Annotated in this window: 19 protein-coding genes; 4 read left to right on the top strand and 15 right to left on the bottom strand. The window is 45.3% G+C overall.

Features of this window, described 5'->3' with window-relative positions:
- Positions 1-259: 259 nt before the first annotated feature.
- From astD to ABTQ23_RS02215, 4 genes are all read right to left on the bottom strand, one after another.
- Positions 260-1720 (bottom strand): succinylglutamate-semialdehyde dehydrogenase, encoded by a 1461-nt coding sequence (astD, locus tag ABTQ23_RS02230; RefSeq protein ID WP_408613991.1) that lies wholly within the window; start codon positions 1718-1720, stop codon positions 260-262.
- Positions 1721-1745: 25 nt separating this feature from the next.
- Positions 1746-2759, bottom strand: a complete 1014-nt coding sequence (gene astA / locus ABTQ23_RS02225; RefSeq protein WP_408613990.1) for an arginine N-succinyltransferase — start codon at positions 2757-2759, stop codon at positions 1746-1748.
- Between the two features lie 11 nt (positions 2760-2770).
- Positions 2771-3988 (bottom strand): aspartate aminotransferase family protein, encoded by a 1218-nt coding sequence (locus ABTQ23_RS02220; RefSeq protein ID WP_408613989.1) that lies wholly within the window; start codon positions 3986-3988, stop codon positions 2771-2773.
- A gap of 279 nt (positions 3989-4267) precedes the next feature.
- Positions 4268-4858 carry an anthranilate synthase component II gene (locus ABTQ23_RS02215; protein ID WP_408613988.1) on the bottom strand — a complete coding sequence of 197 codons (591 nt, stop codon included), beginning with the start codon at positions 4856-4858 and terminating at the stop codon, positions 4268-4270.
- Between the two features lie 174 nt (positions 4859-5032).
- Here ABTQ23_RS02215 and ABTQ23_RS02210 point away from each other — a divergent pair, with 174 nt between their 5' ends.
- Complete coding sequence (locus tag ABTQ23_RS02210) at positions 5033-5770, top strand: carbonic anhydrase (protein ID WP_408613987.1); 738 nt, start codon at positions 5033-5035, stop codon at positions 5768-5770.
- Positions 5771-5908: 138 nt separating this feature from the next.
- Here ABTQ23_RS02210 and ABTQ23_RS02205 read toward each other — a convergent pair whose 3' ends face one another.
- From ABTQ23_RS02205 to ABTQ23_RS02155, 11 genes are all read right to left on the bottom strand, one after another.
- The gene (locus ABTQ23_RS02205; RefSeq protein WP_408613986.1) at positions 5909-6586 is read right to left on the bottom strand and encodes a phosphoglycolate phosphatase; all 678 of its coding nucleotides are present in this window, start codon (positions 6584-6586) and stop codon (positions 5909-5911) included.
- Complete coding sequence (rpe, locus tag ABTQ23_RS02200) at positions 6583-7254, bottom strand: ribulose-phosphate 3-epimerase (RefSeq protein WP_408613985.1); 672 nt, start codon at positions 7252-7254, stop codon at positions 6583-6585. Before rpe ends, ABTQ23_RS02205 begins: the two co-directional genes overlap by 4 nt.
- 36 nt (positions 7255-7290) lie before the next feature.
- The gene (locus ABTQ23_RS02195; protein WP_408613984.1) at positions 7291-8154 is read right to left on the bottom strand and encodes a Dam family site-specific DNA-(adenine-N6)-methyltransferase; all 864 of its coding nucleotides are present in this window, start codon (positions 8152-8154) and stop codon (positions 7291-7293) included.
- A gap of 26 nt (positions 8155-8180) precedes the next feature.
- Positions 8181-9770, bottom strand: coding sequence for an SPOR domain-containing protein (locus tag ABTQ23_RS02190; protein WP_408613983.1), 1590 nt, complete (start codon positions 9768-9770; stop codon positions 8181-8183).
- Positions 9767-10849 carry a 3-dehydroquinate synthase gene (aroB, locus tag ABTQ23_RS02185; RefSeq protein WP_408613982.1) on the bottom strand — a complete coding sequence of 361 codons (1083 nt, stop codon included), beginning with the start codon at positions 10847-10849 and terminating at the stop codon, positions 9767-9769. The genes ABTQ23_RS02190 and aroB overlap by 4 nt, the downstream gene beginning before the upstream one ends.
- Before the next feature lie 11 nt (positions 10850-10860).
- A complete protein-coding gene (gene aroK / locus ABTQ23_RS02180; RefSeq protein ID WP_408613981.1) occupies positions 10861-11379 on the bottom strand; it encodes a shikimate kinase AroK in 519 nt (172 codons plus the stop codon).
- Between the two features lie 155 nt (positions 11380-11534).
- Positions 11535-13181, bottom strand: coding sequence for a type IV pilus secretin PilQ (locus ABTQ23_RS02175; RefSeq protein ID WP_408613980.1), 1647 nt, complete (start codon positions 13179-13181; stop codon positions 11535-11537).
- Positions 13085-13528 carry a hypothetical protein gene (locus tag ABTQ23_RS02170; RefSeq protein ID WP_408613979.1) on the bottom strand — a complete coding sequence of 148 codons (444 nt, stop codon included), beginning with the start codon at positions 13526-13528 and terminating at the stop codon, positions 13085-13087. The genes ABTQ23_RS02175 and ABTQ23_RS02170 overlap by 97 nt, the downstream gene beginning before the upstream one ends.
- Positions 13525-13935 (bottom strand): hypothetical protein, encoded by a 411-nt coding sequence (locus ABTQ23_RS02165; protein WP_408613978.1) that lies wholly within the window; start codon positions 13933-13935, stop codon positions 13525-13527. Before ABTQ23_RS02165 ends, ABTQ23_RS02170 begins: the two co-directional genes overlap by 4 nt.
- The gene (locus ABTQ23_RS02160; protein ID WP_408613977.1) at positions 13935-14378 is read right to left on the bottom strand and encodes a PilN domain-containing protein; all 444 of its coding nucleotides are present in this window, start codon (positions 14376-14378) and stop codon (positions 13935-13937) included. Before ABTQ23_RS02160 ends, ABTQ23_RS02165 begins: the two co-directional genes overlap by 1 nt.
- Entirely contained in the window at positions 14365-15210 is an 846-nt protein-coding gene (locus ABTQ23_RS02155; RefSeq protein WP_408613976.1) for a hypothetical protein, read from the bottom strand. Before ABTQ23_RS02155 ends, ABTQ23_RS02160 begins: the two co-directional genes overlap by 14 nt.
- A 172-nt stretch (positions 15211-15382) precedes the next feature.
- Here ABTQ23_RS02155 and ABTQ23_RS02150 point away from each other — a divergent pair, with 172 nt between their 5' ends.
- From ABTQ23_RS02150 to ABTQ23_RS02140, 3 genes are all read left to right on the top strand, one after another.
- Entirely contained in the window at positions 15383-17890 is a 2508-nt protein-coding gene (locus ABTQ23_RS02150) for a penicillin-binding protein 1A (RefSeq protein ID WP_408613975.1), read from the top strand.
- A gap of 360 nt (positions 17891-18250) precedes the next feature.
- Positions 18251-19648 carry a sugar porter family MFS transporter gene (locus ABTQ23_RS02145; protein WP_408613974.1) on the top strand — a complete coding sequence of 466 codons (1398 nt, stop codon included), beginning with the start codon at positions 18251-18253 and terminating at the stop codon, positions 19646-19648.
- Between the two features lie 139 nt (positions 19649-19787).
- Entirely contained in the window at positions 19788-21227 is a 1440-nt protein-coding gene (locus ABTQ23_RS02140) for a sugar porter family MFS transporter (protein ID WP_408613973.1), read from the top strand.
- The last annotated feature ends 38 nt before the right edge of the window (positions 21228-21265 follow it).

Below are 21265 nucleotides of genomic sequence, written 5' to 3'. Positions count from 1 at the left end.
CCTTACTTTGGTTCTAAAAGCTGTTTCACTGTGAATCATCAAAAGGCCGATTTTCCTAGCCACGACTTTGATTTTCATCGAGAGAGTAGAGGATCAGATTTTATGAGAGTGTGTTTAATCGCACATTTATGGAAACCGATTTCCATATTAAATCCATTTATAATCCAAAATGCGATCCAAACCACTTAATTGGGAAAACAATAGGGAATAAAAAACCCCTGACAAGCAGGGGGTTCATCATTATAAAAAGAACAGACGCTTAAAAAGTAACACCAGGGGCTAAAGAGTCTGGCATGCTGAGATGATCGTCTTGCACTGTTGATACAGGATAAGAGCTATAATCAGCCGCATAATAGGCGCTGGCCCGATGGTTCCCAGAATCCCCAATGCCGCCAAATGGAGCGCCACTTGATGCACCAGTAATCGGCTTGTTCCAGTTAACAATCCCAGCACGGCTACGCTGATAAAAATCGCTCCAGCGCTCTTGGCTGTCACTTAACAATCCAGCAGATAAGCCATAACTTGTATTGTTAGCAATCGCGATAGCTTGGTCCCAGACTTGGTAACGAATAATTTGCAATAACGGACCAAAGAACTCTTCATCAGGCACTTCAGGAACGCCAGTCACATCAATAATTCCCGGAGTGACAAAGCCTTTTTGCTCGTCTGTTTGCACCAGTTCGACGAGAGAACGAGCGCCTTGAGAGAGTAGCATCTGCTGCGCTTTAACCATGTTGCTGGCAGCTTTTGCACTAATCATGGCGCCAATAAATGGCTGTACAGGATCATCATAAACGCCAACTCGCAGCTGCGCGGTCACTTCAATCAATCGCTCAAGAATCGCTTCACCTTGCTCAGTGGCAGGTAAAATTAATCGTCTTGCGCAAGTACAACGCTGACCGGCAGAAATAAACGCAGACTGAATAATGGTATAAACTGCTGCATCAACATCACTGACTTTATCGATAACCAGTGGATTGTTACCGCCCATCTCAAGCGCGAGAATTTTATTCGGACAGCTGGCAAATTGCTCATGCAATAATTTACCGGTACGAGAACTGCCGGTAAAAAACAGGCCGTCAATATCACGATGAGCGGATAACGCCTTACCCGTTTGAACTTCGCCTTGAACTAGGTTAATCACACCGTTTGGTACCCCAGCTTTCACCCATAACTGCACGGTTGCCTCCGCCACAGCGGGAGTGAGCTCTGAGGGTTTAAACACAACGGTATTACCCGCTAACAAAGCAGGAACAATATGGCCGTTTGGCAAATGCCCCGGGAAATTATAAGGACCAAACACCGCGACTACACCATGGGGTTTATGGCTGACAACAGCTTCGCCACCGGTTGGCATCGCTTGGCGTTTTTCGCCAGTTCGTTCGTGATAGGCTTTTTCTGAAATGGCGACTTTGCCAATCATCGAATTAACTTCAGTTCGGGTTTCCCATAACGGTTTTCCCGTTTCCTGAGCAATTAACAGCGCCAGTGATTCGCGGTTTTCATCAAGCAGTTGAGCAAAACGCTTAACCACCTCTAAACGTTTATCAAAACCAGCCAAATACCAGCTTTGCTGTGCTTTACGAGCGGCCTGAACGGCACCATCAACTTGTGCGTCACTGGCACTGGCACCTTCCCAAATTACCTGGTTTTTGGCCGGGTCAACTGAGGTGAATGTTTCACCTTGACCTTCACTCCAAACACCTGCAATTAGCTGCATATTGTCTCCTTATTACAAATGGGTATTAGCGCACGGCGACCAAACGCAGTGGATCGCCTTCACTGACTCGCAGCGCTTTAGCGGTTGAGGCAGTAATCGTGACTTCAGCACGTTTGGTATTTAAATTTACTTTATCAACGCACGCTCTAAACTGGCTTAAATTAGTATTGGCCAGCAGCATCGCATCACCGCCGATCACATCGCCAATAACGACATTGACCTTCTGGCTCTGCGCCACTGAGTGAATATTATCAAGCTGACATTCAACCGTTGGGCCGGCATCGAAAATATCGACATAGCCACGATTTTGGAACCCTTCAGCTTGTAACAGTTTCAGTGCTGGCACTGTTTTTTCATGTACCTTACCAATTACCGATTGCGCCTGCTCAGAGAGCAAATTAACGTAGATCGGATGCTTAGGCATCAGCTCGGCGATAAATTCTTTACGGCCAACACCAGTTAAGTAATCAGCGGTTGGAAAATCAACGCTGAAAAAGTGTTGCTCAAGCCATTGCCAAAATGGCGAGTTGCCCTGCTCATCAGAGACACCACGCATTTCAGCGATCACCATTGAATTAAACACCTCTGGGTGCTCAGCTAGCATTAAAAAGCGGCATTTCGATAACAGCCGGCCATTATTGCCACCGCGATGTGACTCGCGTAAAAACAAGGTGCAAAGCTCCGTCACACCAGTGTAATCATTACCAAGAGTGAGCGTTTCAACCACGTTATACACGTTTAAACTACGCGAGGCGTGCACGACTTTACCCAAATGGTAAGTATAAAATGGTGTGGTTAAGCCAACTGCCGCATCGATTGCAGTGGTCCCGACTACTTCGCCGGTCTCACTGTCTTCTGCCACCATTAAGAAGAATCGTTCTGGATCTGATTCACCAGAAAAAGAGCGCAACGAATGCGCTATCTTATCGTGCAGTAATGGCTCATCAACTGGCAGTGAGGTGAACCCCACGCCAGATTCATCTGCCATCGCAAACAACGCGGCAAAATCAGATTGTTTAATCGGACGAACGACTAACATAACGTTCTCCCTCAGGCACTAATCACTTGCGCAACTGCTTGTTCAAAACGAGCCAGGCCTTCTTCGATATCTTCACGAGGAATGATTAACGAAGGCGCAAAACGGATGACATCAGGTCCTGCGACCAAGACCATCACACCATTGTCGATCCCAGCGGTTAAGAACTCGCGAGCACGGCCCTGATATTCTTCTTTTAACGCCGCACCTAACAGCAAGCCTTTGCCACGAACTTCAGTGAAAATATGGTGTTTTTCATTGATTTTATTAAGTCCGTCACGCATCCACTGTTCACGAGCTTTAACGCCATCAAGTACTTGTGGTGTATTAATCAGCTCGACTACTTTATTGGCAACAGCACAAACCAATGGGTTACCACCGTAAGTACTACCATGAGTCCCTGGCTGGAAATGCTCAGCAACTTCATTAGTGGTAAGCATAGCAGCAATTGGAATACCGCCACCGAGCGATTTAGCAGAGCTTAAAATATCCGGAGTGACACCCAAGCCCATATAGGCATACAACTCGCCAGTGCGGCCCATACCAGTTTGAACTTCATCGAAAATCAGCAATGCATTATGTTGTGTACACAAAGCGCGAACCTGCGAAATAAATTCAGCATCTGGTGGAATAATACCGCCTTCGCCCTGCAATGGCTCAATCATCACTGCGCAAGTATCATCATCGATGGTTGCTTTAAATGTTTCTAAATCATTGTATGGAATGTGAGTGATTGCACCAGGTTTAGGACCGAACCCATCAGAATATTTAGGCTGGCCACCAACAGTTACGGTAAAGAATGTCCGACCATGGAAACCCTGTTTAAAGGCGATGATTTTACTTTTCTTTTCACCAAATTTATCAAACGCATAACGCCGGGCCAGTTTCAGACAAGCTTCGTTAGCTTCACCACCAGAGTTGGCAAAGAACACTTTATCGGCAAAGGTACTATCAACAAGTTGTTTGGCCAATTTCAATGCAGGCTCATTGGTCATCACGTTACTTAGATGCCAAATTTTATTGGCCTGTTCGGTGAGTGCGCCCACCAAGGCAGGATGACAATGTCCTAATGCACTTACCGCGATCCCACCAGCAAAATCGACGTATTCACGTTCATCCTGATCCCATACTCGAGAACCTTCTCCTCGCACCGGAATAATGGCAGCAGGATTATAGGTTGGCACCATTACTTCATCAAAAAGTGCCCGAGTGGGATGGTTTGCATTGGTCATTACTCTCTCCTCATTATACCGACCTGTTTATTATGCAATCACTTAGCGTATTACTTTTATTGGGTCTTCGAATTATTCCAAAATTTAAGCCAAGTGTCTGGATAGTTCCTGAATTTATCCAACAGATGTAGAGATGAATAATCGCGCTAAGTGCATTTAATGTCCATTATAATTGGTCTTAGAGCATCACCTACCAGTTATTGATAATGCACATAGTGAATAATTATTCACTTTATATTCATTCTAAAAAAGTATCGCTATCTTCTTTGATAACACTATTTAGTTCGATTTATTCGACTCAATAAAGTTATTTAGCATGGCTAAACCATATTCACTCAGAATACTCTCCGGATGAAACTGCACGCCTTCTATCGCCATTGCTTTATGGCGGAGCCCCATAATGATCGCAGTTGAGTCCTCATCATCATACGACCACGCAGTGACTTCGAGGCAATCTGGCAGCGATTTGGCATCAACCATCAACGAATGATAACGAGTGACAGAAAAAGACTCAGGCAACATTTTATACACGCCTTGGCCTGTGTGATGTATCACGCTGGTTTTACCGTGCATTAATTTAGGTGCTCTCACAATGTCTGCACCAAAGTATTGAGCAATACACTGATGCCCCAAGCAGACTCCTAAAATCGGCAGTTTTCCCGCAAAATACTCAATCGCGGCCAACGAGATACCCGCTTGTGAGGGCGCTTTAGGCCCAGGTGAAATCACCAAATAATCTGGGGCTAATTGCTCAATTTGAGCAATTGTGATCTCATCATGACGATACACACAGACTTGCTCGCCAAGTTTCGCGAAATACTGATAAAGGTTGTAAGTAAAGGAATCGTAATTATCGATGATAAGCAGCACTTGGGAATTCCTGAAAAACGTGTGGAGATGATTACTCTAAGCATTATAGCCGAGCGCTCACTCTACCCGGTTTCAAAGCAACTGTCATGTGGCTGATTTAGGGTCTGTCAAAGCTACCAAAATTTCGAAAAGTCTCTAAACTAATGAAGTTAATCGGTTAAAAGAGCAGGTGCCATGAAAAAGCTTATCCAACTAAGCTTACTAAGTTTGTTTGGCTGTATCAGCTATTCCAGTTACGCCAATGACTGGAGTTATAGTGGCGATACGTCACCGGAGCATTGGGGTCAGATAAAAAGCGCCTATAGCTTGTGCCAAACCGGAAAAAATCAGTCGCCAATAGATGTCAATGAAACCATTAAAGGACAATTGCCAGAGCTTGCCCTGCACTATAAAAATGCCCACGCCGAACTTATTAACAACAATCATGGCATCAGCGTTAAGCTAACCAAAGCTGGCTATTTAACCTTGGCCCATCAGCGCTATTACCTCAATAAACTATCATTTCATAGCCCCAGTGAAAACACCATTGATGGCCAGCATTACCCAATGGAAGTGCAGTTTATCCATACCAGTAAAACAGGCCAAATAGCGGTGATTAGTATTTTGTTCCGCCAAGGCAAAGCCAATCGAATACTCTCTCGCTTATGGCGGGATCTGCCCATGCATGAAGACGAGCATGTTCGCCCCAAACACACTTTTAATCCGATTTTATTGGTGCCACTCAATGAAGCTTACCTGCGCTTTAACGGCTCAATGACTACGCCTCCTTGTCAAGAAGGCGTCACTTGGATGTTGATGCAAGCGCCCAACACTATATCGCTCGACCAGATAGACAAATTAAATAAAAGCCAAAAGGGCCAGAGCAATGCTCGGCCAACACAGCCGCTCAATGCCCGCGTTGTTATCCAATAAATAGATGAGCTCAGCGCAAATCTATTTATTGGCGCACTCTCATTCCTATTTGCAAGTACCTAAGATGAAAACCGCTGGATAAAAAAATCCGACATCAGAAACTGATATCGGACTTTAACCTGCTGACTTTTATAACCCTTAGTCAAAAAGCTTTTCAATATCGCGAATGCTATCGCTCACCCAATCGGGATCACTTTCGGCAATAGGAACGCCGTAGTTATAGCCATAAGTCAGTGCAAAACTTGGGCAACCAGCCGCCTTTGCGGCCAAAATATCGTTACGCGAATCACCAACCATCAGCATCTGTGATGGTTCAAGGGCGCGTTTTTCCAAGACATACTGCAATGGATAAGGATCGGGCTTACGCTTAGGTAATGATTCACCACCGAGCACAATGTCAAAATAGCTATCGAAGCCAAGCTCAACCAATAGTGCTTTGGTAAATGGGTAAGGTTTATTAGTAACCACCGCCATGGGGATCTGTTTATCATGCAGGCGCTCTAATGTTTGTGCAACCCCAGGATACGGCTTGGTATTGACGCATAAATTTTCACCGTACAACCTATCAAAGCGAGCCCGAGCATCTTGATAGAGCGCATCATCTAGATCTGGGGCGATATTTTCTTGGCCACTTAAAGCGCGTTTCACAAGCACTTCAACGCCATTGCCCACCCAACCTTGTACAACCGTTGATACAAAGGTGTCTCGACCGAGCTCTTTAAGCATTAAATTAATTGCTAAAGCCAGATCTGGCCCGCTATCAATCAGCGTTCCGTCAAAATCAAAAGCTATCGCTTTTAGCGCAGCACTGTTCATACAGCCTCCAGTTGTTGACGCATTTTAGCAATCGCTTGAGCATAATCCGCCTGATTAAAAATTGCAGAGCCCGCAACAAACGTATCTGCTCCAGCTTTGGCAATCTCGGCAATATTATCTGCGCTCACACCACCATCGACTTCAAGACGGATCTCTCTGCCACTGGCATCAATGAGTTCACGGACTTTGCGGATTTTATCCAAGGTCGCAGGGATAAATTTTTGGCCGCCAAATCCTGGGTTCACCGACATCAGCAGAATTTGATCGACTTTATCCATCACAAATTCGAGATAACTCAATGGCGTGGCTGGATTAAAAACCAATCCACAGCGACAACCGTTATCTTTGACAAGCTGTAAAGAGCGGTCAATATGTTCGCTGGCTTCGGCATGGAAAGTAATCGTATTGGCGCCAGCTTTGGCAAAATCAGGAATAATCCGATCGACTGGTTTGACCATCAGATGAACATCAATCGCAGCGGTGATGCCATAATCACGCAGCGCCTGACAGATCATCGGGCCAAAACTTAAATTAGGGACATAATGGTTGTCCATCACATCGAAATGAATTTGATCAGCTCCAGCGGCCACCACTGCCGCGGTATCTTCCCCTAAGCGGGCAAAATCAGCCGATAAAATCGAAGGTGCAATATGATAAGGTAATTTCATGATGTCACCATTGGTAAGAAGATAGAATGGTCGATATTAACGCACTTTAACATCACCAGCCAGACTCGCTAATGGCTCAACGCCCTGTTTAGCTGGATAAAGCGCTAATAATTCATCAACTTTGATGCGCTGCTTACCCTTGCGGCTGATGGTGCGACGCACTTTCAATGAGCTTAACTGCGCACGCTGATAGATTTCTTTAGTAAAGGCTAACTCGTGGTTACTAATTAAAACCGTGGCCCCTTGGTGGGTGCTGGCATGTTCAGCCAACTTTGCGAGTCGAATCTGATCGCTCTTGGTAAACCCACCGCTGGTGTAACCCGTAAAGCTGGCCGTTGCAGACAATGGCGCATATGGCGGATCGCAATAAACGACATTTCCAGACTGGACCAGAGCAAAAGTCTGTTCATAGCCACAGCAGAGAAACTGCGCTTGCTGCGCTTTTAAGGCAAAGGCTTCTAATTCGGCTTGAGGGAAATAAGGTTTTTTATAGCGCCCGAACGGCACATTAAAGCCACCGCTTTTGTTATATCGACACAGGCCATTGTAACCGTGACGATTTAAATACAAAAAGAGCAATGAGCGCTGATAAATATCACCGCTGGCATTAAACTCTCGGCGCAGCGCATAATAGCGCTCCGACTGATTATTCTGCTCGTTAAAAAACGTGCGAGCATCGCGAATAAACTGATCCGGACTATTCTTGAGCAAATTATACAGATTAATCAGGTCAGCATTGATATCGGTGAGCAGGTAATCTTTATAGTCTGTATTAAGAAAAACAGAGCCTGCTCCGGTAAATGGCTCAATTAATCGGTCACCATCTGGCAAGTGGCGGCGAATATCCTCAATTAAATGATATTTACCGCCGGCCCATTTCAAAAAAGCCCGAATTTTCATCGTCCTTGCCAACAACTTTTAACAACCTATGATTGCTTGAGTTCAAACTGAACTTGGCGGAATGATTTAAGTAAACTGACCTGCCCTTGAGCTTTGAGTTTACGCTGTTCTCCCAAAGCTTGCTGACGAGAGGCAAAATCCCCCGTAATCACTTTATAAAGAATTTGCGAACTACCTTGGAATGGATAAACCCAAGCTGGGGAATATTTACCACGTTTAACAAAATCAGTCGCCGCACGCATTGAGCTAAAGGCTCCGAGCTGCAATGTATAATGTTTTGGCGCTTTGGCATTAAGGACACTTTCGGTATCTTGCCCCTGCGCAGGTGTTGCAACCGTTGTTGTGGTATTTGTACTGCTTGCGTTGGCTGCTGAGTTAGAGCTTGTAGCCGGTGTTGCTGGCGTAGTATCAGCAGAATTCTGAGCACTTGGCGCTGATGGCTGAGAGTCACTCGCTGATGAACTAGCTGCACTGGCGCTTTCATCCTGCGCTTGTGGGCTTGTTGCTGATTGTTCAGCCTTAGCACTGTCTTTATCAGCACTTTGCTGCTCTGTTGATGATTGCTGAGCTTTTAACAGCTCATCGACCACTTGGTCATCAACCACAACACGTTTTTGACCAACCTCTGGCGAATCTTTTTTGGTAATGGTCTTGTCCGTGACGGGCGCTGGCAAATCGGCAGTATTGTCCTTTTGTGAAGACTCTGTTGGAGTTGTGCCACTGTCTGATTGAGCCGCAGCTGCGCTATTGTCAGCTGTTTTTTTCGCAGGGATAACGACTGGGATCTCGCTATTGGGCTTAAGCGGTACTGACTGCTTGGCTTCAGGTTGATCATTTGAATGTAGCAGCTGCACAGCTAAACCTGCGACAGCGGCAATAATGACAGCAATAATCATCCAAATTAAATAGGGCTTGCGTGCTTTGTTCTGCTCTTGAGACATGATCCCAGCTCCTGAAATAGTTTGCTCAACGACCTGACAAATAGCGCGAGGATTCCCCTGCGCAGCTTCTATTAACTTGGCCAATGCTTGTTTGTTGGCAACACTTGATTGATATTGCGCTCGAACAAACAGCTGTTTGGCGAGAAGATTTGACTCATATTCATCAAGCGGCTCAATATCTAGCTCTAAAACATCACTCACCTGCCAGCTATATTCACGAGCAAGTTGCCGATATCGACTTGATGAAAACAACACTACATTTAATGCATCTTTATAGTTTTGCGAATATTTTTCAACGAGTTCAAAGAGTTCACTATATATCTGTGGCGATAATAATTCAGCCTGATCGATAACCAATAACTGAACACCACCGGAGGATTCCTGATTACGGAACAAACTCTCCCATAATGGATCGTCAGCATTAAAAAGTGGATCTCTGAGCCATTGTTTAAGCAACTGCTCACGGATCTGCGAGTCAGTTAGCTCCGACTCAACGCATACCCAAGCTTGATTAGCAAACTGACAACGATCGAGCAGACTCTGCGCCAGAGTTGTCTTAGCACTGCCACTGTCACCATGGACAAAAATAATGTGGCTGGAGAAACGAGTTAATGTTTCCAGCCGCTCAAGCAACTGGTGTTGGGAAGATAGCTCGACCAACGCAGTTTGCATCATCTTGCCCGAAGCGCTCCAATGACGCTTTCAATATCAGCCTGGGAGAGTGCATCAGTAATGATAGCTGAACCAATCGCTGTCGGTAAGATAACTCGCAATTGCTGATTGAGTACTTTTTTATCACGCATCATGTGCGTCATAAAATCATCGATACCCATCGCTTGCGGTGGTTTTACTGGAAGGCCTACTTTATCGATGAGCGCAATGATCCGCTCAACCTGCTCATCTTTGAGATAACCCAATTTTTGCGCAGATAACGCTGCCATGACCATGCCAGTGCCGACCGCTTCACCATGCAGCCAATTACCATAACCTTGGTGCGCTTCAATCGCATGACCGAATGTGTGCCCTAAATTAAGCAATGCCCGAATGCCATGTTCGGTTTCATCTTTACCCACAACTTCGGCTTTGATTTCGCAGCAACGATAAATCGCATGGGTAATCGTCTGTTCATCGAGTGCATGCAGTGCGTCTAAGTTATTTTCCAGCCAGGTAAAAAATTCACCATCGTAGATAATGCCGTATTTGATAACTTCTGCCATGCCTGCACGATATTCGCGTTCAGGAAGGGTTTTCAGGCAATCGATATCAATGACAACGCTCTGCGGCTGATAAAAAGCACCGATCATGTTTTTACCCAGCCGATGATTCACCGCCGTTTTGCCACCCACAGAAGAGTCCACCTGCGCCAGCAGTGTGGTTGGCACTTGCACAAACGGGATCCCGCGCTGATAACAGGCCGCTGCAAAACCCGCCATATCACCAATAACACCGCCGCCTAAAGCAACGATCGTTGTGTCTCGGCCGTGGCGTTTTTCTAGCAAGGCGCTATAAACATTATCCAAAACTTCACTCGTTTTGTACTGTTCGCCATCAGGCAAGGTCACTACATCAACCTGATAAGCTGATAATGTTTTAACTAATGCATCAAGATACAATGGACCAACGGTATCATTGGTAACCACCATGACCTGATGGCCTTTGATCGCCTGCTGAAAAAAATCGGGCTGACCTAACAGGCCTGGCCCGATTGAAATGGGGTAGCTGCGATCACCTAGTGCGACGGTTAATCTTTTCATATGCTCCCTTTTTAGAAGCCTAGCAGTTCAATAATCTGATTGGCGACTGCCTTGGCACTTTGATCATCGGTCACAACCCGATAATCAGCAATCTCTTCATATAATGGGCCACGTTCTTTGGCCAGCTCTTCAAGCCGTTCTCTTGGATCACCACAATTTTGCAGTAAAGGGCGACGCTTATCGCGTTGCGTGCGGGCAAACTGTTTATCAATAGATGTTTCCAGATAGACAACAATGCCACGCGCCGACAATCGATTTCGGCTTTCTTTGCTTTTTATGCAGCCGCCTCCAGTTGCCAGAATGATCCCTTGTTCTTGGGTCATATCATCAATTACTGTCTCTTCGCGGGCTCGAAAGCCGTCTTCACCTTCGACATCAAAGACCCATGAAATATCTGCACCGGTGCGGCGTTCAATCTCACTGTCAGTATCAAAAAACTGCATATGTAGCTGTGAAGCTAAATGACGACCAATGGTGCTTTTTCCGGCACCCATTGGGCCGATTAAGAAAATGTTTCGTTTTTCAGCCATGTCTCTATATTAACAATCTATTGCGTCAATTTTTCTCCGCGTAGATAAAATTGCGGAGTACCATCGTAACCAACCTTTTTGATTAACAAAGATCAGGTGCGCGATTATCGCAGTTTGCGCCCCGTCTTGGCAACCGGAAAATCAGTTCACTTGGTTCACAATACCTTCATTTGAGAAGCCATAATGGTTGGCGTTACAAATATTAATAATTCATTTTTTTGTATCTGATCGCTGGTATGACGAAATAAGCCACCGATACCGGGGATGTCTCCTAACAAAGGCACTTTTTCAACTGATTTTTGTTTTTGCTGCTGATAAATACCGCCTAACACGATAGTTTCGCCATTTTGTAACAGTACCTGAGTTTTAATCTCTTGGGTATTGATTGCTACAGCAAGGCCGGTGGACGTGTTTACCTCATCGCCAGCATTATTTTGCGTGATCAACAGATCTAGAATAATACCATCATCTGGGGTAATTTGCGGGGTCACCTTCAAACTTAGCTCAGCTTTTTTATAAGTGACCGAAGTTGCACCACTTGCAGCAGATTCAACATAAGGGATTTCTCGCCCTTGAGCAATATAGGCGGTTTGGCGATCTAGCGTGGTTATCTGAGGGCTGGCTATAATCTCGCCTTTGTCCTCTTCTTCCAAAGCCGAAAGTTCAAGATTGAGCTGTGAGGAAACACCGAGCCTTGCCAATTTAAACGTAGCACTCGTGGTTGGCGAAGCCACTGGCAAATTAATGTTAAGTTGATCAGGCGTGCTTTGCTCAATTGAACTAACAGAACCTGCTTGCCACTGGATCCCCAGCTCTTTAGAAGCCTGTGAGCTCACGGTCACCATTTTAGATGCAATAGCCACTTCACGCACTGGCAAATCGAGGTGTTGAACCAGTTGATGTAATTGTGAAAGCTCAGAGCTAAGCGCCCGCAAAATAAGCGTATTGGTTCGCGCATCAGCCGAAACAGAACTGCGCGATGAGAGAATATGCTTTGCCGCTTTATTAATGACTTTGGCAAGGTTCGCCGCTTTGGCATAGCGAATTTTAATAAACTCAGTCTGTAGCGGCGCTAATGTTTGAGCCATTTTTTGCTGGGCAAGGCGGCTTTTTTGTCGCTTAGTTAACGTCTCAACCGACTCAACATATAAGCCGTGCTGGTGAGAGCTCGCGACCAAGTTACATAAATCCAATACCCAATCAAAGACCTGCTGCCAACTTTGCTGATGCACCGATAAACTAATAGGCGGTAAATTTTGAGCTTTAAGTAACAAACTTTGATGTCGCAATCGGGCAAGCCATAATAAAAGTTCTCCTGGAGGCATATTGGCCACATCCATCGTAATTTGCAGCGAACTCGGTTGTTGCTCAGTTATAAAGACAATCTGCAAACTTGCTTGCTGTTCTGAATGTTTTATCGTTGCCAAAACGTGAGGCAATAAGCTAATCGTTAACAGCGAGAGCTTCGGCTGCCAACTCACATGACGGATGAACCGATGATGAAGGTGAATATTCTTTAACTGTGAAAGGTCAAATTGCACAGATGAGTCAAACCAAAGTTGTACTTTAGCATTTGTCACGCTCGCTCGGTAATGAGCTAGAGCCGGAGTAAATGCTAACTTAAGGCTGTCATCATGATTATTTTGACTGATGGCGCAACGAATAGATTCAGCCCATGCCAAATGAGCGTCCAAAGAGCTACCAATTACGAGGATGATGACCAGCGCTTTAAGACACACAGAGATTTTTGTTGAGCGCTGGCAAGCATGACTTGCTCGCTGCCAATAAGATGAATTTTCCATGCAGTTCCTGCTATTTGCTGTCCTTGAAAAAATTGCAAAACATGTTGTTTTTGCTCTAAGAGTGCTTGTAGCTGGTGATTAACCGTCATATTTCCCAAATAACGCCACCCTTTCGGACACCCTGAGATTGGCTCGACTTTTTTAACTAACGAGGCCGATTTTGGATTTGCGAGTACATTCTTTGAATGAGGATGTTCTGGTTGTTTTCGCTGTGCGTGAGATGATTTGAACTTAGGCTTTTGTATAACTGGGGTAAAGGGGTCACGCGTTAGCGGCTCTGCTCTAGCTGGCACTTGCAGCCAAAGCATCAATAAAGCCAATATTTCCCAGAGCCAAGTAACTTTCATCGCGATGTTGCCTTAGGGTTTAACAGCTTCAGGCGAATGGTTAAATGCTCAGCTTTAGGACTTTTAGAGAGCGTGATTTCTTGGATTTGTTCATTAATAGCAAGATTAATCGGACTATTAAGCCACGTAATAAAAGACGCGAAATCGCCTTGCCCATTGAGAATTAGCTCTTGTCCATGGCGCTGATAAGACTGCAATGCAAAAGGCAGCTCGCTTAACCAAGAACGATTTATTTGTAAATTCGCAGAAGATTTGCGATGAACGTGAGCATTCACTAACTTTCGTTTTAAAAAGATCTGATGATGTAACTGATGAACCTGATAAGCGCAGTTAAGCCAATCTATACCCAACGCCACGAGTGTAATAACGAGCAACAGCATCGACCATTTGTTTTTATCAAGGCGCATCAGTTAAGGCTCAACGTTAAAATAAATGACTGTAACTGCTCGCCAGTGGGCGCTTTTAACTGCTCTAAATGCGCTTGTTTTACCCAGCTCAATTGGCGCAATGACCGCAAATAGCTTTTTAATACGTTGGCATTTTGGGTCTTTCCCTGCAGTCGTAATACCGACTGTTTAAGCGCTAGCTGCTCAAAGTAAACCTCTTTGGGTAATGCTAATGCGACCTCTTTAAGCCTAGTCGACCAGTGAGTTGGGTGATAATTTAGCTGATGTTGATTGCCAATTTTTCGCGATAATTGATAAAGATAGTGCGTTTGCGAGCGCACTGACTGATGCAGTTGCCAATTATGAAGCCCGAGTAGGCCAACAAAAATCCATGCCAATATCAGATAATGGCGATTAAGTTGCGAAGGTGTATTCGCATCAGGGGAAAAATTATAGCCGCTCATAAACGTTTAATGCGCCCCCAAACGCTGCCATTTGGCTGGCATCATGAATCTGGCTGCTTTTAAACTCTAATACGTCCAGTGAACAACCAAGAGATGGCAAGCTCTCACCAAAAGAGCGAACTTGTTTTAGGCGAATCCCAGGCAAACGCCGCCATAATAAAGGAAGCTGCGCTAAGTAAGTGGCTAATGACTGGCTATTGAATGAATCAATCTTGCACCAATCTAATAAGCGCCGGGCTAAAAATAAGCTAATTTCCAAACCATGGGCAGATTGCACCAGATGTAACTCAGCGAATCGTCCCACGCAAGGGATTTGCTGTTGCCACCAGCAATAGGCTCGGGCAAAACAAGCGAGATCAATACGGATTAACTGCCAATGCAATGTGCGACAAACACCATCGATAACGCCGATTAATCGTTTGGGCAGTGCAACGGCTTGAAACAGTTGATGATTGTGATGACGATAATCATTGGCAAGCCAGCGCGTTTGGATTTGCCAGCTAGCAGAAATATCCATGCCATTGCGCTGACAAGCTTGAATGATTTGATAATGGTTAGATTGGTGCTCACTCACAGCGAGCGAAATAATGGCCATCTGGACACATTCATAAGGCACATTGAACATCACTCGAACACGTTTCACACCCAGCTGTGACTTAATTTGCACAAGCAACTTGAGTAATAATTCACTGTGCTGCCATAAGCTTTGTGGCCAATTGCCTGATGTTAAAAAATCGGCCTTAAATACTTTAATCGGCTGAGCCGGACGATATAACACAGCCCGAATGGCATCTTCTTGCAGATCAATTCCTAAAGCGGCATAACTGCTCACAAACTTTCTCCCTGTTTGCTTAAGTTATGCGCTAGTTTATCCTTTTAATGATAAATAAATCAATAAAAGAGTTTAAAGAGTAATCTGTTATTTCAGTAAAATGGGTCGAATCATAGCCGCAGTTACTTATATAATTAGCGTTTACGAAAACACCAACAGGTAACCATAATTAATGACGTGGCTTAAACGACTTTTGGGGATCATGCTTCTCGGTGCCATTGTTGGCACGGCGGGAGTCGGGGCAATGTATATCTATGTACGGCCTGAATTACCGGACGTAAGCACCCTGAAAGATGTTCAGTTACAAACACCAATGCGTGTTTATACCGCTGATGGCAAACTTATTTCACAATTTGGCGAAAAACGCCGGATCCCACTGCCTATTGACGATATTCCGACCAAAATGAAGCAAGCGTTTATCGCCACAGAAGACTCTCGCTTTTATCAAAACCCAGGCATTGACCCCATTGGGATCATGCGTGCGGCGGTGAATCTAGTCATTACCGGTAAAAAGTCACAAGGTGCCAGTACAATTACGCAGCAGGTTGCCCGTAATTTCTTTCTCACTCGTGAGAAAACCTATATTCGTAAAATCAAAGAGATCTTTTTAGCGCTGCAAATTGAACACGTTTTAACTAAAAATGAAATTCTCGATTTGTACCTCAATAAAATTGCGCTGGGCTATCGCGCATTTGGTGTAGGCGCCGCCGCTCAAGTTTATTATGGCAAATCGGTGGATCAGCTGACCCTTGCGCAAATGGCCATGATCGCCGGCCTGCCCAAAGCACCTTCGGCGTTAAACCCGTTACACGACCCAGTGCGAGCGAAAGATCGACGCAATACTGTCTTGGGCCGAATGTTAGAGCAGGGTTACATCGATAAAGCAACCTATGAAAAGACGCGTCTTGAACCGATTACCGCCACCTATCATGGCGCTGAAATTGAGGTTCACGCCCCCTACCTTGCCGAAATGGTTCGCCAGCAGATGGAAGCTAAATACGGCGATAAAGCCTATACTCGCGGGCTGAAAGTCTATACAACTGTTACTGCGAGACGTCAGTTAGCGGCAGAGCATGCCCTGCGCGAAAATTTGCTTAATTACGACCAACGTCATGGGTTCCGCGGCCCAATTATGCACCTTTGGAAGGCAGGTCAGAGCGCGCTTAGCCATGATGCAATTAATCAAAAGCTTAAAACATTACCCAATTACGCGCATCTAATTGCAGCGGCCATTACCAGCGTTGCAGGCCAACAGGCTAAAGCGGTGTTAAAAGGTGGAAAAAATATCACCCTGAATTGGGATGGCATGAAATGGGCACGGCGCTTTATTACCGATAGCCGCCAAGGCGATGAGCCTAAACAAGCCAGTGATATTTTAACGGCAGGCGATGTCATTTGGGTCACCAAAGAGTCTGACTCTGATGATTACCGACTTTCACAGCTGCCCGATGCTAGCGGTGCAATTATTGCGTTGAATCCGCAAGATGGCGCGATGGAAGCAATCTCAGGCGGCTTTAGTTACAACAAGAGTAAATTTAACCGAGCCATTCAAGCCCGTCGCCAAGTTGGTTCCAATATCAAACCATTTATCTATTCCAACGCCTTTGCCAGTGGCATGACGCTAGCGACACTGGTCAATGATGCCCCTGTGAATCAGTGGGATCAGTCTTTGGGGGTTGCGTGGCGGCCGAAAAACTCGCCACCTGAATATGCCGGGCCACTGCGTCTTCGAGTCGCTCTAGCTGAGTCGAAAAACGTGGTCTCCGTGCGTTTGGTTCGCAAAATGGGCATCGATAGCGTCATTAAGCACCTGCAGCTATTTGGCTTTGAGAAAGATGAACTGCCACACAATGAAACACTTGCGTTAGGTTCAGCCTCACTTACGCCTTTGCAACTGGTGCGAGGTTATGCAACATTTGCCAATGGTGGATTTTTAATTTCGCCTTACTTTATCGACCATATTAGCGACTCAACCGATCAGATTATTTATCAGGCGCAACCTAAGATTGCCTGTCGCAATTGCGATAAAGCAGCGACTAGCCCATCGCCGAATGACTTGCTAAGTATTCAGGGCGACCCGCTAAAACAGTGTCCAATCCAATATGCCAGGGCAAACCAACTCGCTCCGCGAATTATTTCTGCGCAAAATGCTTTCTTAGTCGCACAGGCAATGCACAGTGTCATTACAGGTGGCGGCAGCTGGGCTCATCACACCGGCTGGAACGGTACAGGCTGGCGAGCACTGAGCCTGCATCGCGATGATTTATATGGCAAAAGTGGTACCACTAATGACTCGCGTGATGCTTGGTTCTCCGGCTTTGGCCCGGGGATTGTCGCAACCAGTTGGGTTGGCTTTGATGATTTCAACCGCGACCTAGGCCACAGTAGTTACAACAACAATCTGGGCAAAAATCAGGTCTACGGTGGTGAATTTGGCGGCAAAACAGCGCAACCGGCTTGGATTTCACTGATGAGAGAAGCACTTGATGGTGTACCTGAGCGTCAGATCCCAACTCCGGAAGGTATTGTCACTGTACGCATCGATGATAAAACGGGCCTGCTCAGTAACAAAACAGATTACACCAGCCGCTTTGAATATTTCATTGATGGCTCGCAGCCGACTCAGTACGCTCAGCAAAGTAACGCTGAACATGAGAATATTCAGGATCAGATCTTCTAATCTTGTTCTCCAGCTTAAAAGAAAAAGGTCAAAGCACTGCTTTGGCCTTTTCTATTTAGTTCTTCTTACAATAAACGGTTCAACTATCAACTCTAGCTAAAGTCCACCGCATCATTTTAGAAGCAGACTGACAGCGGACATAAAACGTATATCTCAAAAGCCACAAACAGTATTTTTATTCTAAAAATAAAAACTATCGAACTAAAGAGATAATTTTTAAGCAATACAAATTATGCTATTGCCAAATTGTGATGATTATCACTGATAAAATCCATATATTAAAAGAATATTTATTCCTTATTTTATTTTAATGAAAAATTAATTTCATTAAAAATTCCTCTATATCGCGGACCAAGAAATATGGATAAATTTCGATACAATATGGTGTACGTCATGCTGTGTTGTAGTGTTGCAGCGCTAGGTGGATTCCTTTTTGGTTACGACTCATCGGTCATCTCTGGAGCGATTGAACCGCTAAGTCACCATTACCAATTAACCCCTGCCGAAACCGGTTGGGCGGTCTCTAACGTCATTATTGGCTGCATTATCGGTTGTTTTGTAGCAGGCCCCTTGAGCGATAAAATCGGGCGAAAATACACACTGGCAATCACTGCCATTTTGTTTGTTGTTTCTGTCGCTGCAACCGCATGGTCGGTCAACTTTACCATGTTTGTCACCTTTCGCATGCTCGGCGGCTTATGTATAGGTGTCGCATCGGTTGTTACCCCAACCTATCTTGCCGAAATGGCACCTTCAGCTTATCGAGGACAAGTTGGCGCTCTGAATATGTTTTGCTGCGTTGGGGCGCAGGCCATTGTGCAATTTGTGAATTATTTTATTGCCCGAGGCATGAGCGCAGAACAGCTAGAACAATCAGGCTGGCGCTATATGATGGCCATGGCCTTAATCCCATGTGCTGCATTTGTCATTCTGATCTGGTTTATCCCAGAATCCCCCAGATGGTGTGTTATGAAAGGCCGATATGATCAGGCTTTAAAAACGCTCACCCACATCTCCAATCGTGAACATGCCCAATCACTGCTGGAAACCATTAAAGGCTCGTTTGCCGCAGGGCCAACCTATCAAAAAGTTGTGTACGACAAAAAAACATTCGTTTTTTTGATGATTGGCGTTGGTCTTGCGGTTTGTAGTATGGCAACCGGCATCAATGCTATTCAATATTATGGCCCATCGTTATTACTCAATATCTCCAGCAATATTGACGAAGCTATGTTCAAGTCCTCTTGGCTGGCTGTTGCGCAATTTGTTGGCGTGGTCACCGGGATGGCCATCACCGACAAATTAGGCCGGCGCAAACTGATTTTATGGGGCTCTTTATTTGCCTGCATTGGGATGGTCTACACCTTTATTGCCTTCTATTACAACGTCACAGGGCTTGCCTGTGTCATCGGTTTATTTGTGTTCATGTACACCTTTGGCGCCACTTGGGGTCAGGTTGTGTGGACACTGGTCAGTGAGATTTTCCCGAACTATTTACGCTCAGTAGGAACAAGTATTGCCATTAGTGCGATGTGGATAACTATTTTCATCATTGCGCAGCTCTTCCCCATGCTTAACAAAAGTAAATTATTAATCTCACTCTTTCATGGTGGTTTCCCGCTGATTGTCTTTGGTGTTCTTGCGCTGCTCACATTAATGTTTGCATGGCGTTATGTCCCAGAAACCAAAGGTGTTCCACTCGAGAAGATGGAGCATTTGGTTCTAGATAAATTCTATAACCAAAAAGCCCCCAAATAAGGAACCGAAAATACCGAGCCATTGTGTTTAAACATTAAAAATAAAAGAAAAAACAACTAGTTAAATTTTATTAGCAACAACTGTTCGAATTAATCAGCGCTTTTGCACTAGCACAAGCCATGAGTGGAGAGTAGAGAGAATGAGCATTTCAGTGTCAGGGATACAACTGACAACGAGCGATCCAATATTAGCAAAATCACGATATCGCACATTGCTCTGGGCCGGGGTTTTAGGCTCACTGGCAGGTTTATTATTTGGATATGACACCAGCGTGTTATCCGGAGCACTTATCTATTTGAGTGTCGATTTGGGATTTCACAGCGGCGGGTTAACCAGTTGGGACCAAGGGTTAGTCACATCAGTGCTATTACTTGGCGCAGCAATCACCGCATTTTTTGGCGGACAACTGGCTGATAAAACAGGCCGGCGCAATATTCTTAGAGTCGGTGCCTTTTTATTTTTAGTTGGCGCCGTAGCTTCAGTGGTGGCACCAAACTTTAATTGGCTCGTCATTTCGCGCTTTATTTTAGGCTGCGGCCTTGGAATAACATCAACGGTTGTGCCTATCTATCTCAGTGAAATTGCGCCAGCTGCATCGCGAGGCCGATTAATTGCCAGCAATGCCGTTATGATCAATGTCGGCCAGCTGATTGCGGTCGTTGCCAATGCGTGCGTCTCCCCGTTTGCGTCATGGCGGCTAATGTTCATTCTTGCAGCCATTCCAGCTGTACTGGTGATGATCGCCGTCTGTTTTATCGGCGATACACCGAACTGGTATGTACGGCACAATCAAAATGACAAGGCGCGCAAAGCCTTACTTAAAACTAGTACTGCAGAACAAACCGAGCAGTTTATCGCCAAAGAACAAGCCATGATGGCGCTTGAATCTGAATCTGGTAAACAGGGGCAACTTTCAGATTTATTTAGAGAAAAATGGCTGCAGCGAGTTTTATTTGTCGGCGTCATTATCGCGCTGATTAATCAGTTTACCGGCATCAATGCCGTGATGTATTTCACGCCAACACTGCTCACAACGGTAGGGCTCAGCGCTCAGAATGCACTCTTAGCTTCCGTTCCCATTGTGTTGTTAGGCACTGTGGCTGCCGTCGGTCTGGGATTTGGACTGATGGATAGAGCGCCGCGCCGGCTCGTGCTTGGCATAGGAACAACAGGCGTCGCGATTACTATGGCGGCGATTGGTTGGGTGTATGGTTTGATTGACCCATCCAACCCATCGGTTCTTATCTCGTGGGTTTTGATTGCCTTAATGGCGTTATTTTTAATTATCAATCAGGGATTTGTAGGTGCAATGACCTGGACCATTTTAGCCGAAATATTCCCCGGACATTTACGCGGTCTTGGCAATGGGCTCGCAACTGCAATCATCTGGGTCGTCAATTTTGGGATCTCACTGGTCGTTCTGCCACTACTGAACAGCATCGGTGGCCGTTCGGTATTTTGGATCTTCGCTGCCATTAACATTTTTGCTGCTCTATTTGTCTGGAAAGTTCTTCCAGAAACCCGCGGCAAAAGCCTTGATGCCATCGAGAATGAATTTCGTACTAGGGTCGAAAACTAATTTTTTAGCCTGAGTTCAATAGCAGACAAACAAAGGAA

The sequence above is a fragment of the Celerinatantimonas sediminis genome, from assembly GCF_046054195.1.
Classification (GTDB): domain Bacteria; phylum Pseudomonadota; class Gammaproteobacteria; order Enterobacterales; family Celerinatantimonadaceae; genus Celerinatantimonas.
The sequence above is the reverse complement of the archived record's forward strand: the minus strand, read 5'-3'. Positions and strand labels throughout refer to the sequence as shown.

Bases quoted from the DNA above. Each gene is read 5' to 3' on its own strand.
- astD (WP_408613991.1), bottom strand. From the start codon at position 1,720: ATGCAGCTAATTGCAGGTGTTTGGAGTGAAGGTCAAGGTGAAACATTC.
- ABTQ23_RS02170 (WP_408613979.1), bottom strand. From the start codon at position 13,528: ATGAAAGTTACTTGGCTCTGGGAAATATTGGCTTTATTGATGCTTTGG.
- ABTQ23_RS02195 (WP_408613984.1), bottom strand. From the start codon at position 8,154: ATGAAAATTCGGGCTTTTTTGAAATGGGCCGGCGGTAAATATCATTTA.
- aroK (WP_408613981.1), bottom strand. From the start codon at position 11,379: ATGGCTGAAAAACGAAACATTTTCTTAATCGGCCCAATGGGTGCCGGA.
- ABTQ23_RS02220 (WP_408613989.1), bottom strand. From the start codon at position 3,988: ATGACCAATGCAAACCATCCCACTCGGGCACTTTTTGATGAAGTAATG.
- ABTQ23_RS02190 (WP_408613983.1), bottom strand. From the start codon at position 9,770: ATGATGCAAACTGCGTTGGTCGAGCTATCTTCCCAACACCAGTTGCTT.
- ABTQ23_RS02205 (WP_408613986.1), bottom strand. From the start codon at position 6,586: ATGAACAGTGCTGCGCTAAAAGCGATAGCTTTTGATTTTGACGGAACG.
- ABTQ23_RS02165 (WP_408613978.1), bottom strand. From the start codon at position 13,935: ATGCGCCTTGATAAAAACAAATGGTCGATGCTGTTGCTCGTTATTACA.
- ABTQ23_RS02175 (WP_408613980.1), bottom strand. From the start codon at position 13,181: ATGGAAAATTCATCTTATTGGCAGCGAGCAAGTCATGCTTGCCAGCGC.
- ABTQ23_RS02145 (WP_408613974.1), top strand. From the start codon at position 18,251: ATGGATAAATTTCGATACAATATGGTGTACGTCATGCTGTGTTGTAGT.
- ABTQ23_RS02160 (WP_408613977.1), bottom strand. From the start codon at position 14,378: ATGAGCGGCTATAATTTTTCCCCTGATGCGAATACACCTTCGCAACTT.
- aroB (WP_408613982.1), bottom strand. From the start codon at position 10,849: ATGAAAAGATTAACCGTCGCACTAGGTGATCGCAGCTACCCCATTTCA.
- rpe (WP_408613985.1), bottom strand. From the start codon at position 7,254: ATGAAATTACCTTATCATATTGCACCTTCGATTTTATCGGCTGATTTT.
- ABTQ23_RS02150 (WP_408613975.1), top strand. From the start codon at position 15,383: ATGACGTGGCTTAAACGACTTTTGGGGATCATGCTTCTCGGTGCCATT.
- ABTQ23_RS02210 (WP_408613987.1), top strand. From the start codon at position 5,033: ATGAAAAAGCTTATCCAACTAAGCTTACTAAGTTTGTTTGGCTGTATC.
- ABTQ23_RS02140 (WP_408613973.1), top strand. From the start codon at position 19,788: ATGAGCATTTCAGTGTCAGGGATACAACTGACAACGAGCGATCCAATA.
- astA (WP_408613990.1), bottom strand. From the start codon at position 2,759: ATGTTAGTCGTTCGTCCGATTAAACAATCTGATTTTGCCGCGTTGTTT.